The following is a 12006-nucleotide window of genomic DNA, read 5'->3' as shown; positions in this document are numbered from 1 at the left end:
AAGGTTTTAATGTTGTAGAGTCTTAAAAGCCTATTTTTTCTATTTTTAATTTATAATTTTTGAATAATAGAGGTGGAGATGAGCTATAAAACATTATATAGAACTTATAGACCGCAACGATTTGATGAAATCAAAGGACAAGACCACATTGTAACAACACTTAAAAATATCTTAACTCAAGATAAATTGGTGCATGGTTATCTTTTTAATGGTCCGCATGGTACTGGGAAAACATCAGTTGCGAAAGTTTTTGCTAATGCAATTAATTGTGTTCATAGCGAAAATGATTTAGAGCCATGTAAATCATGTATTGCAAGAATCAACCAAAATTTAGATATTATGGAAATTGATGCTGCCTCAAATAATGGTGCAGATGATATAAGGAAATTGAATGAAAGTGCCCAACTTAGTCCGTTACAAGGAAATTATAAAATTTTCATAATTGATGAAGTTCACATGCTTTCCAAGTCTGCATTTAATGCTTTTTTAAAAACGCTTGAAGAGCCACCTAAACATGCTATTTTTATTTTGGCAACTACCGAACCACATAAAATACCTAATACAATTCTTTCAAGAGTTCAAAGATTAAATTTCAAAAGAATTACTAACGAAATTATCTTTGAACACTTGAAAAGAATTTTGAGTATTGAAAAAATTGCTTTTGATGAAGAAGCTTTGGTAGCTGTTACTAGATTAGCAAATGGCTCATTAAGGGATGCTTTTTCAATTGCAGAACAAGCGGGAATATATGGAAACAACAACATTACAACAACTGCATTAGCAAATGCGTTTGGGATTGTTTCAACAGCAAATATAATAACTTTGTTAAATAACGCAGCCAATAATATTTCACAGGCCATCATCATGCTTAAAAAATTTTCAGAAGATGGTGCTGACCCTGAACAATTACTGGTTAACATTGTCAATGTTATTAAAGACTATATTTTAATTTCCAAAATGAATAGTGACAAATATACAAGTCTTTTAAGAAAAGAAGACAAATCAAAAATTGTATTTAATCTTTCACATTCATACAAAATATTAAAATTAGCAATGGAAACATTAGAATACTTTCATAATTCAAAAATGCCCTTTGAATTATTAGAGATATTATTAATACAAATTCATAACGAACTAGGAAATATTGATATTTCAATCGACAATATTAAAGAAACTATCAAAAAAGAAAAAGCAGAAATTTCCAAAAATATTGATCTTGAATTAAGTCATTCCGGAGAATTAACTACTTCTAATAAAAGTAAATCAAAAATATCAAGTGCAATGACTGATATTTTAAATTTTGATAACGATACTTCAAAAGATAAAAAAGATGAATCTATTCTTGAAAATGATGATTCAAATGAATTTGATATTTTGCCTACTACAACAAGTACCATTCAATTCCCAATTGAAACAACCGAAATAATTGTTCCAAGTGCAAAACCTAAAAAGACTGATGTTTTGCAAAACAGTGCTAATTTTATTTCAAACTTAAATGAAGAAAAAGATGTTATTGATACCCAAGAACAATTAATTTCTACAAACGAATTTTCTACAGACACAATGAATAGCCAGTTAGTTGAAAAAGAATCTGAAGTTGAAGAAGATAGTCAAAATAGTTTTAATTTAGATTTATTTAAAACAGAAGAGCAGCCAATTACAAAAAAAGTAAATATTGAAGAGTTAATTAATGATTCAAACGAATTTTTACAAAAAAGAAAAATGGCAGAACTAGAAAATCTTCGTGAAAAGATTGACAAAACAACACTTAATTCTGTAACTGAAGAAATAACTTTAACAATGGATATTGAGCAACAACCCAAAACGAATGATAAAGAAAATGACGAAATAATAGATGTTAATGACGATGCAGATATTATAAATTTAGACACCGTTAAGGAAATAATCACTTCTGATATTTACACATTAGAAGAAATTGCAAATTACGTAAGACAAGCATATCCATCGCTTGAAAAATCACGTGAAAAAGTAAAATTTAGTAATTTAAAAAGTTTTATGAAAAATGAAAGATTTAAACCTATAGTTGAATCTATGTTGGAAAGCTTATTCATTACTTCAGGTCAAAATTTTGTAATTTTATCATCTAATCATGATGAAACAGTTTATAGAATCAACGAAAGAAAAGATGACCCTAGAATGATTGATTTAATTTATGCAATTTTTGGATCATACAAACAAGTTGTCGCAATAACTAAATCTTTATTTAACGAATTTAAAATATATTGAATTGATAATAAAACACAAATTATGTCTTTACCAGTTACCCAAACAATTGAAGCTCCCAAACCAATCAAGACAGGGAAAACATTGTTAATGAAATCTTTAGGAGATTTATTCAATAAAAAATAGAAAAGAGGAATTATGAACCCAAATGAAATGATGAAAATGGCTAAAAAAATGCAAGCCGAACTTGAAAAAAAAGAAGACGAAATTAGAGCAAAAAGTTTCACAGTTGAAAAACAAGGAATTACTATTACTTTCAATGGATCAAGACAAATGACTTCTATAAAAATTGATGATGCTCTCGTTGATCCTGATGATACAGAAATATTAGAAACAATGATTATTATTTGTTCTAATGAAGCACTAGAACAAATTGATCAAGCCTACGATGAAATAAATAATAATGGCTCAAAATTAAATTTTTAGCATGCAAAATATTGAGTTTGAAAACGCTATTTTGCAATTATCAAAACTTAATGGTGTAAGTAAAAAAGGTGCAATAAAAATTGCTCAGCACATTATTAAATATTCTTCAAATAACTTTGAAGATTTAATTTCATCATTAAATGAATTAAGAGAAAAAACAAAGCCTTGCTTGAAATGCAATTTGATTCAATCAGAATTAATTTGTTCTTTTTGCAATAATGCTCAAAGAAGAAAAACTTTGATGATTTTCGAAATATCTTCTAATGTTTTTAAATTCGAAAAATTAGGTATTTACAACGGTTATTATTTTATAACTGATCCACTACTTAGTGATCGTATTATTCGAAGTGAACCTTTTTGAATGAAGCAATTGATTAACTATATTGATAACGGAATCGAAGAAATTGTATTTGCAATTTCACCTACATTAAGTGGCGAAATAACGATGCAATATATTAAAACTTATTTAGCTAATAGAAATATTAAAACAAGTAGATTTGCTGTTGGATTACCAATAAATTCTGAAGTTGATTATATTGACGACATGACCTTAACAGCAGCATTTAAAAATAGAACAGGAGAATAATGTTAATTACTTTTGAAGGAATGGATGGAGCAGGTAAAACATCAATTATGAATCTAATCCACGACGAATTAGTTTCGTTACAAAAAGAGAAAAATTTTATTTTTACTCGTGAACCTGGTGGAGCAGGGATAACAGAAGCTGAACAAATAAGAAATGTTATTTTAGATTCTAAAAATAGATTGAGCGACATTAGTGAAGCCTTGCTTTATTCAGCTTCTAGAAGAATACACATTGATAGAATTATTGAACCTAATTACGATTCAAAAATAATTTTTTCTGACCGTTATATTGATTCGTTTTACGCATATCAAGGATATGGAAGAAATTTAGGTATTGAATGGACTAAAAAACTTACTGAGTTAATAATTGGCAAGTTCAAACCTGATTTGACTTTCTTCATTGATATTTCCTATGAACAAACAATTTCAAGAAGAAATAATAGAGAGCAAGCAAAAGACAGATTAGAAAGCCAACCTAATGACTTTTACAAGCGTACATATAACGGTTATCAAATGTTGATTGCCGATGAACCAGAAAGATTTGTTGTGATTGATGGCAGAAAATCTTTAACTGAAATTAAAAATCAAATTTGAAAGCACATGCTTACATTAGATAAATTTAAGCAACTAATAAAATAGTGATAAATTTTGAAACATTAATCAATCAATCTATTTCATTAAATAAATTGCCTCACGCAATTATTCTAAGGGCAAATCCGGGTGTAGATTTAAATAATAAACTTTTATTTTTAGTTAATAAAATTGGCAATACAAATTTTAAAAATTTAAATCAAGAAAATTTGAGTCAAAACATATATGTTTTAGATTATTCTAAAAAAGAATTATCTAAAGATAATTTAGAATATGTTTTCGAACAATTAAACAAAACACCATTAGAGCAAAACAAGAAAAACATTCTCATATTAATTAATTTGGAAAATGCTTCAAACAATTTTAATAATGCACTTTTAAAAACATTAGAAGAAGCTCCTGAAAATTCACACATAATTATCACAACAAATAATTACTCAAAAATAATTCCAACTATTAAAAGTCGTACACAAAGTTACTATATAAATGGACCAACAGTCAGCGAGAAAATTAAATATATTTCTGAAAATTTTAAAACACCTTATGCTGCTGTTTATGCTAATGCAATTCCTGATATACCAGCTACAAAAAAACTTGTAACCAAAAGAAATGATGTACTTATTTCAGAACTTTATGGAATTTTATTAGAGGATAAAAAATGAGTAAATGAATTGATATTATTCTTGCATAAAAACATCAAAAAAGATGATTATGAATTTAAACTTAATGTGCTCCAAGTTTTTATTAGGCTGATTTTTTCAAATTTAAGTTTAGGATTAGAACATGAAACTAAATTTAAAAATCATAAAAGAAAAACAGGGATAAATTTTCTTGCAATGAATGTACTTGTAGATTCATTTTTAAAAAGAAGAGATTCAACCGTTAATTTTTCAATAACTTTAGAAAAATTATTAATTGATATAAAAAAATTAACAATTCCAATTAACGAAAAATAATGAGCAGTCATTTTAAATGCTATTTTAATTCATAAAATATATCAATTTATTGTTTGTAAATTGCTTATGCCAATTTTAAGAGTCCAAGTTGACATAGAGTTTATATAATTACTTTATTTATAATAACTCTATGTCCAATTAATATAATTAAAAGGAAGGTATATGGAAACATATTTGTTTGTAGGTCATCTTGTTGCATTAGTTTGTCTTCTGGGAATGTATTTACATAATAGAAATAAAATATTCTTCAATCCCTTATTTTTATTAAAAAAGAAGGACCAAAAAATAAAAATAGAAGAGAATTGAAAAAAATTGAATTACATTGAATTTTATACATTGTCTTCATTAAAAAGAATGAAAGATAAATATTGATTGCTATTTTCAATTCTAATAATATTTTTATTTTTTTCAGTATTTTTACCGATATTTTACATCTCATTTTTCCAGTTCGTTATTTTATGAATTCCAATTGTGATGATAATATCAAGTCTGATATACCAATTTATCATATTGTTCCTTGACATACAATTTTATAAGGTGTTTAAAATACAAGATGTAGAAACAAAAATTTTTTTAAAATTAAATAATGATAAATTTGATGATATTCTAAATGAACAATTGATTAAAATAAAAAAATACAAATTTGAAGATCAAATTAATTTGAAAAATATTGTTTCAGACAGAAGAATAAAATTTCAACTTAACTATTTTAAAAAACGCTTAAAATTAACGGATGGCAAAATTAGTAAGTTTTCAATTGTTAGAGAAGCTGTAACTAATAATATTCAATGAAGCCATACATATGCCGACCCTACTAATTACACAAAATATTTTGAATATTTAATATATGTCGAAGCGGGGTTTATTGAAATTTAAAATAGTTTTTTATATTTAGGCTTAATAATTAGCAATTATTTTCCTCTAGTTAGGCTAGTGAAATTATTAAAAAATTGTAAGAAATTAAAATTATAAATTTCAAATTACATAAAATACAACTAAATTATTTTTTTATTGTTTCAATTGAAAGGTAAATAGTCTTATGAATATCTTATTTTTTATAGTTAGCATAGTTTCTTCATTTATATTTTTTTGATTTTATATTTATATAACTTGAATTAATTTTTATAATCCGTTCAAATCTAAAAACAGTGATAAAATTATTGACCATGATGATAGATACAAGCAAAGAAATTTAATTGAATTTTATACAAAAAGAACCGTTAATTTAATCAACCTTAAATATAAACTTCTTTGATCTATATCAATAGCATATTTTATTATCCCAATTTCTATACCTATTATTTTTATTTTTTCTTCAAATAATATGCCAATTTGAATAATTGTTCTAATGATAGTCAATTGATTACTATTTGAAGTTGTAATTATGTTTTTTATATAAAATTTTTAAAATACTTCAAAAAAACTGATGAAAATCTTAAAAAAGAATTGATAAGAAACAATCAAAATTTCAACAAAATATTAGAAGATGAAATTTCTAAAGTAAAAAATTATGTTTTTCCTAGCGATTTGAATAAATTTAATATTGAAAAAGATAGAAGAATAAAATTTCAATCTCGCTACTATTTTAAAAAAATCAAAAATGCAACTGAACGAATTGAGAAATTTGTATACATAAGAGAAGCGGTTTGAAATAACGTAAATTGAAGTTTTACATATAAAAACCCTGAAATGTATTCAAAATATTTTGAATTTAAGTTATATAAGGAAGCTGGCTTTATTTAAGATTAGCAGCATGATAATAAATATGATTTTTGCCAAGTTATTTTTACATTTATAATTATTTAATTATTTTTTATGTATTTAATTGTGAGTAAAATAAAAATTTATTCAATGCTTAATCAAGTCAACAAAGTTAAAACAAAAAGTTTTTTTTATATATAATGGAATAGTTCATGTGGTGAATATGGCGAAGTGGTTAACGCATCTGGTTGTGGTTCAGACACGCGCGGGTTCGATCCCCGTTATTCACCCCATTTTTTTATTTCTTTCTTTTATTTGTTCCTTCAATATGGCAAGTTCTACATCTAGCTTGGTAAATATCATCATCTCCTAATAAATTCGTTTCAGTTGAATCACTCGTTCTATATGTTGTAGTAGCAGCATTATGACATATAACACAAACTGCACTTAGTTTTGTAACATGCTCTGCCATAGCTAAAAGTTGTGCAACAACTGGAAATGGTTTTCTTCTGAAATCTGTATCTAAGCCACTTACAATAACTCTTTTACCAGATGAAGCTAATTCTTCAATAACATCAACAATTTTTAAATCAAAAAATTGAACTTCATCAATTATTACAAAATTGTAATCACTTGCAAGTTCCTTAACTCTATCACTATCTTTAGCAACATATGAGTTGAATTGAACTCCAGAACGAGATTTAATCATATCAACGCCATAACGAGTATCATAAGATGGTTTTATTAGTACTATTTTTTCTTTTGCGTGTCCTAAGATTCTAAATCTTTTTAATAACTCTTCACTCTTCCCGCTGAACATAGGACCAGCAATTACTTCAATCATTCCTTTACTATATTGTCTATACATGTTGTCTCCTTTTGCTTTTATTTAATCTTACTTTAAAAGATTGTATAATAAAAAAACATTAATAATAAGGAGTGAAAATGGATTTAGGATTAGCGATTGGTTTGATTGTCGGATTATTTATTTTAGGCTTAATAATTGGTGCTATCGCAGCGTTTTTCATTACAAGAAAATTGTTTGAAAAACAACTTCGAGAAAATCCTCCTATTACCGAAAACATGATTCGTGTTATGTTCTCTCAAATGGGAGTTAAAGCAAGTGAAAGTAGAATTCGACAAGTTATGCGTTCTATGAAAAATGCTAAATAATTAGAAACTTCATTCGGAAGTTTTTTTATTTTATTGTGCAAAATTTTAAGAAAAAAAATCCTAATTTAAGAAAGAACCTTTTAAATATTCTTGGTTGAGAAAATTCATAAATTGCTATAATTTTTTTATGTTAGGTATAGATTTAACTAGAATAAATAGATTTGAATCTCTGAAGCCCAAAGTGATAAGCAGAATCTTAACAAATAGAGAGCAAGATGATTATGCTAAGGCAAAAAATAAAGCCCTATTTTTGGCGACACGATGGGCAATAAAAGAAGCCATTTTCAAAGCAGATAATAGTTTTGTAATTTTCAATGAAATTGAAATAACTAAATCAAATGGCAAATATCTATTTCCAGGTTTTGAAATATCTACAAGCAACGAAGAAAATGAAGTTATAGCTATAGCTTTAAAAAGGAAATAATATGAGTCCAAGTTTTAAATTATTCTTAAATTCGCCTTACTTAATGTTTAAATTGTTAAGGCTAGAAATGCTTGCAAGAAAGCACAGACGTTATCCTCAAGATTTGGATGTTCAAAAAAGAAATGATTTTATTTTGAAAATCGCAAAACGAATGTTAAAAATTTATAACATTAAAGTTGTTGTTAAAGGTAGAGAAAATTTAGAAAAAGCGCCTGCGCTTATAATGCCAAATCATAACGATAATTTAGATGTATTTGCCTTAATGTATGCCATGTTAAAAACTACTCAAGACAAAAGTGTGAATCATGAATTGATTTCATTTTTAGGAAAAATAGAATTAACAAGAAAGCGTATTGTTAAACACGCCGTTGAACTTTTAGATGGAGTTTTTATTGACAGAGCTAAATTTAAATCTGCTTGAAATGGTACTTTAGATTTTGGTGTTATGGTTAAAGAAAACAAAAAATATGGTGTAATTTTTCCTGAAGGTACAAGAAGTGAAACAGGTGTCATGGGTGAGTTTAAAAGAGGAGCATTCAAACTTGCAAAAATTAATTTGTTACCAATAATTCCTACAACCATAAATTATTCAAAAGTAGGCTTTGATAAAAAAAATAAAAAGGCAACAGTAGAAGTTATTTTTAACAAGCCTATAGCATATAAAAATATATTAGCTTTAAGTGAAGAAGCCTTAATGAAAAATACTAAAAGTGCAATTGAAAAAGAATATTTAGGTGGTGACAAGCATGAATAATTCAATTCATAATTTTGATATATCTAATTATAGTGGTTCCTTAGATCTTCTTCTTTCATTAGTAAGAGATAAAAAAGTTGATATTAAAAATATAAATCTAATTGAATTAGCAGATCGATATTTGGAAATAATAAATTCGCTTCAAGAAAATGAAATTGATTTAGCAAGTGATTATTTAGTTATGGCAGCAACTTTATTGCAAATTAAATCAGCGATGATTTTAGCTAAGGATGAATTGCCGGAAGAAATTGAAATTGATAGACAAGCTATCTTATTAAAACTTGCAGAATACAAAGCTTTCCAAGAAGTGTCAGAAGATTTGAAATTGAAGGAAATTAATCGACAAGCAATTTTTACAAAAAATCCCGAATCAACTGAAGGTTTTAAATTAGAACATGATGAATCTATTTTAGAAGGACATTCAAATATGGTTCAAATAATTATTGCCTTAAGGCAAATGTTCGAAAAAACATTTGCTGTTAAACTAAAGCAAGCAAAATTTGAAAATTTTACTTTAACTCCTGCTGATCAAATCATCTATATTAAAGAATTATTCAAAAAGCACAATGAATTGACATTCGAAATGATATTTAAATTGCCTTCTATGAATCACTTTGTTATTACATTGTTAGCATTACTAGATTTAAGTAGAAAACAAGAAATTATATTAACTCAAAACGAACAATTCGGAACAATAACAATTGCAAAAGGAGAAGCATATGAGTCCTAACAGTAGAATTTTAGAAGCATTAGCTTTTATACAAGGAGAAGAAGGTATTACAATTGACCATGTTCAAAAAGTATTTAATTTTGATCCAGAAGAAGATAAAAAAATGAATCAAAATGAAGCATTAAAATTGCTTAACGATTTTAAAAAAGAATATAACGAACTTGGTCTTGGGACAAAAGTTTTTGAGTTTAACAAAGTATTTAAAATTGCTACATCTGAAAATGTAAAAGAATATGTTGAAAAACTTGTTAGTTTTAAAAAGAATCAAAAATTATCAAAAGCTTCTTTAGAAACAATTGGAATAATTGCCTATAAGCAACCAGTAACTAGATCAATGGTAAATGAAATAAGAGGTGTATCTTCTGATGCTGTTTTCCAAGGATTATTATTAAAAGGTTTAATTGAAGAAGTTGGTGTTGCACAAACTCCTGGGAATCCGATTCTATATGGGGTTACAAATAAATTCTATGATTATTTCAAAATTCGATCACTACATGATTTACCTAGATTGCAAGAATTTGAATTTACTGATGTTGAATTCGACGATGATGAACAGACATTTAATTTATTCCAATCACAAAGAGAAGAATAATGTTTACAATAGATGCAACAGAAAATGATCAGGGTAAAATTCTTTTTAAAGTAGTAAGATCATATTTAAATAATGTTCCTAATTCCAGAGTTGAAAAAATATTTAGATTAAAAGATATAAAAGTTAACGGTAAAAGAAATGTTGATAAAGATACTCCAGTGATGGCTGGTGATCAGATAATAATTTATGGAATAGAAAATCCTAAAGTTAGAAATGCTTATCAACCTGTAGAGATTAAATTTAATGTCATATATGAAGATGACAATATTTTAATTATTGATAAGCCAACAGGAATAGTGATGCATGGTGAACCAAATTCTTTAGATAATCAGGTTTTAAGATATTTAAAATTTGTACAAAAAGATTCATTCATTCCATCATCAATTGGGCGAATTGATAAATTTGTTTCTGGTTTGGTATGTTATGCAAAAAACTACAAAACTTTAAGAGAGTTAAAAACTGAAAAAAATATTGAAAAAATCTATACATATAAAGCAGACATCTTAGTGCCTGAAAAACACACTGTAAATTTCTACCATGAGTATAACCCAATAAAACAAAGGGCAATTTTATATAAAGAAAAAAAGCCAGACACAAAAGTTGCTTCAACAATTTTATGAGATGAAGGAAACTACCATTATGCACAATTATTAACAGGTAGAAAACATCAAATAAGAGTAACTTTATCTAAATTAGGATTCCCAATTTATGGAGATAAATATTATGGTGGCAAAAACGCTAAGCAAATATATTTGCATTCATACATGCTGAAATTTAAAGGCCTAAATCAAGATCTTGAATACTTGAACAAACAGGTGTTTATTTCCAAACCCAAGTGATAAAAGACAAATGATATAGTTAGATTTTGGGAGCTGACGAAAATTTACGGATTTTAAAATATTTTTTTAAAACTAAAATCCACCATTGAAAAATGAAGTGCAACACTTAAGTAAAAAGGTTGCACTTTTTTTATAATTAAAAAAACCCAACGACTAAGAAGGAGGGGAGCAAGTAAAAATTCACGGATTTAAAATTTTATTTTTTTTAAACTTAAAATTAAGTCTCATTTTTACCTTAGCAATTAAATATTACATAAAATTATACATTTAGTCAATACAAAAAAATAGATTGTAGAATGAAGCGACCAATCTAGTTATTTTTACTTAATAATTTATATCTTGCTCTTTTAAAGACCTGTTTAGGATCAGTAAAATAGGCATTACACTTTAGAAATCTTAATTCAGAATTTACACTTTCAATTATATTGGTTGGTCATAGATCATATTGTGAAGTTTGTCAATTTTCAATTTTTGGAACAGTAAAATAACTACCAATTTTTAGCATCCTTTTAATTTTTTTAAAAATAGAATGCGGCAAATATTTGCTTATTTGATCATCAACAAATTTTGGATTTTCAAGTTTGATTAATTCAATAATCTTTGAACTAAATGCCTTAAATTTAGTCGTTAAAATTTTTTCTAAATTTCTTCTAAGATGCACTAAGCAAGTCTGATGTAAAGTTTTACTAAACTCTTCCTTAATTGCTTTAGAAACACTTAATGAAGTGTCACTAACAACTAAATTTACTTTTTCTAAACCTAAACGTTTTAGATATCTGAAATAGGTTTTATAAGAAATTGTGTTTTCTGAATTAAATAGTAAAGGTGGAAATTAAATTTTCGAGCCATATTCATCTATTCCAATTGAATGAATAAGTACTTTTTTTCTGCCAGTAGTTTTATTGTTAGTATTTACAAATATTCCATCAATAAATAATGAAACTATTTTGGAAGGACTTTTGAATTTTGTATTTTTTTCTTTCTTTGAAAA

Annotated in this window: 15 protein-coding genes and 1 tRNA gene; 14 read left to right on the top strand and 2 right to left on the bottom strand. The window is 26.3% G+C overall.

Features of this window, described 5'->3' with window-relative positions; genetic code table 4:
• Positions 1-78: 78 nt before the first annotated feature.
• From dnaX to CG473_RS01690, 8 genes are all read left to right on the top strand, one after another.
• Positions 79-2370 carry a DNA polymerase III subunit gamma/tau gene (dnaX, locus tag CG473_RS01730; protein WP_094254589.1) on the top strand — a complete coding sequence of 764 codons (2292 nt, stop codon included), beginning with the start codon at positions 79-81 and terminating at the stop codon, positions 2368-2370.
• Positions 2371-2382: 12 nt separating this feature from the next.
• Positions 2383-2670 (top strand): YbaB/EbfC family nucleoid-associated protein, encoded by a 288-nt coding sequence (locus CG473_RS01725; RefSeq protein WP_094254588.1) that lies wholly within the window; start codon positions 2383-2385, stop codon positions 2668-2670.
• Between the two features lies 1 nt (position 2671).
• Complete coding sequence (locus CG473_RS01720) at positions 2672-3256, top strand: toprim domain-containing protein (protein WP_094254587.1); 585 nt, start codon at positions 2672-2674, stop codon at positions 3254-3256.
• The gene (gene tmk / locus CG473_RS01715; RefSeq protein ID WP_094254586.1) at positions 3256-3894 is read left to right on the top strand and encodes a dTMP kinase; all 639 of its coding nucleotides are present in this window, start codon (positions 3256-3258) and stop codon (positions 3892-3894) included. Before CG473_RS01720 ends, tmk begins: the two co-directional genes overlap by 1 nt.
• Positions 3894-4802, top strand: a complete 909-nt coding sequence (locus CG473_RS01710) for a hypothetical protein (RefSeq protein ID WP_166623182.1) — start codon at positions 3894-3896, stop codon at positions 4800-4802. Before tmk ends, CG473_RS01710 begins: the two co-directional genes overlap by 1 nt.
• Positions 4803-5339: 537 nt before the next feature.
• Positions 5340-5678, top strand: a complete 339-nt coding sequence (locus CG473_RS04160) for a hypothetical protein (protein WP_133509970.1) — start codon at positions 5340-5342, stop codon at positions 5676-5678.
• 456 nt (positions 5679-6134) lie between these two features.
• Entirely contained in the window at positions 6135-6545 is a 411-nt protein-coding gene (locus CG473_RS01695) for a hypothetical protein (protein ID WP_133509969.1), read from the top strand.
• Between the two features lie 175 nt (positions 6546-6720).
• Positions 6721-6796, top strand: a tRNA-His gene (locus CG473_RS01690).
• Positions 6797-6801: 5 nt separating this feature from the next.
• Here CG473_RS01690 and CG473_RS01685 read toward each other — a convergent pair.
• Entirely contained in the window at positions 6802-7371 is a 570-nt protein-coding gene (locus CG473_RS01685) for a thymidine kinase (protein ID WP_094254581.1), read from the bottom strand.
• 77 nt (positions 7372-7448) lie between these two features.
• On the opposite strand from CG473_RS01685, the gene CG473_RS01680 reads away from it, so the two are divergent.
• The 6 genes from CG473_RS01680 to CG473_RS01655 all read left to right on the top strand — a co-directional run bounded on the left by CG473_RS01680 (position 7449) and on the right by CG473_RS01655 (position 11018).
• Positions 7449-7676: a YneF family protein gene (locus CG473_RS01680; protein ID WP_094254580.1), complete on the top strand. Its 228-nt coding sequence runs from the start codon at positions 7449-7451 to the stop codon at positions 7674-7676.
• Positions 7677-7803: 127 nt separating this feature from the next.
• Positions 7804-8100 (top strand): holo-ACP synthase, encoded by a 297-nt coding sequence (locus CG473_RS01675; RefSeq protein ID WP_094254579.1) that lies wholly within the window; start codon positions 7804-7806, stop codon positions 8098-8100.
• Position 8101: 1 nt separating this feature from the next.
• The gene (locus tag CG473_RS01670) at positions 8102-8854 is read left to right on the top strand and encodes a lysophospholipid acyltransferase family protein (RefSeq protein ID WP_094254578.1); all 753 of its coding nucleotides are present in this window, start codon (positions 8102-8104) and stop codon (positions 8852-8854) included.
• The gene (locus CG473_RS01665) at positions 8847-9584 is read left to right on the top strand and encodes a segregation/condensation protein A (protein WP_094254577.1); all 738 of its coding nucleotides are present in this window, start codon (positions 8847-8849) and stop codon (positions 9582-9584) included. Before CG473_RS01670 ends, CG473_RS01665 begins: the two co-directional genes overlap by 8 nt.
• Positions 9574-10176, top strand: a complete 603-nt coding sequence (scpB, locus tag CG473_RS01660) for an SMC-Scp complex subunit ScpB (protein ID WP_094254576.1) — start codon at positions 9574-9576, stop codon at positions 10174-10176. The genes CG473_RS01665 and scpB overlap by 11 nt, the downstream gene beginning before the upstream one ends.
• On the top strand, positions 10176-11018 hold the full coding sequence (locus CG473_RS01655) for a pseudouridine synthase (protein ID WP_094254575.1): 843 nt from the start codon (positions 10176-10178) through the stop codon (positions 11016-11018). The genes scpB and CG473_RS01655 overlap by 1 nt, the downstream gene beginning before the upstream one ends.
• A gap of 307 nt (positions 11019-11325) precedes the next feature.
• Here the strand turns inward: CG473_RS01655 and CG473_RS01650 are convergent, their stop codons facing one another.
• The gene (locus CG473_RS01650; protein WP_094254574.1) at positions 11326-11838 is read right to left on the bottom strand and encodes a transposase; all 513 of its coding nucleotides are present in this window, start codon (positions 11836-11838) and stop codon (positions 11326-11328) included.
• Positions 11839-12006 lie beyond the last annotated feature (168 nt).

This window comes from Mycoplasma testudineum (genome assembly GCF_002245785.1).
Lineage (GTDB): Bacteria > Bacillota_I > Bacilli_A > Mycoplasmatales > Metamycoplasmataceae > Mycoplasmopsis_B > Mycoplasmopsis_B testudinea.
This window is presented reverse-complemented; position numbering and strand designations above follow the sequence as displayed.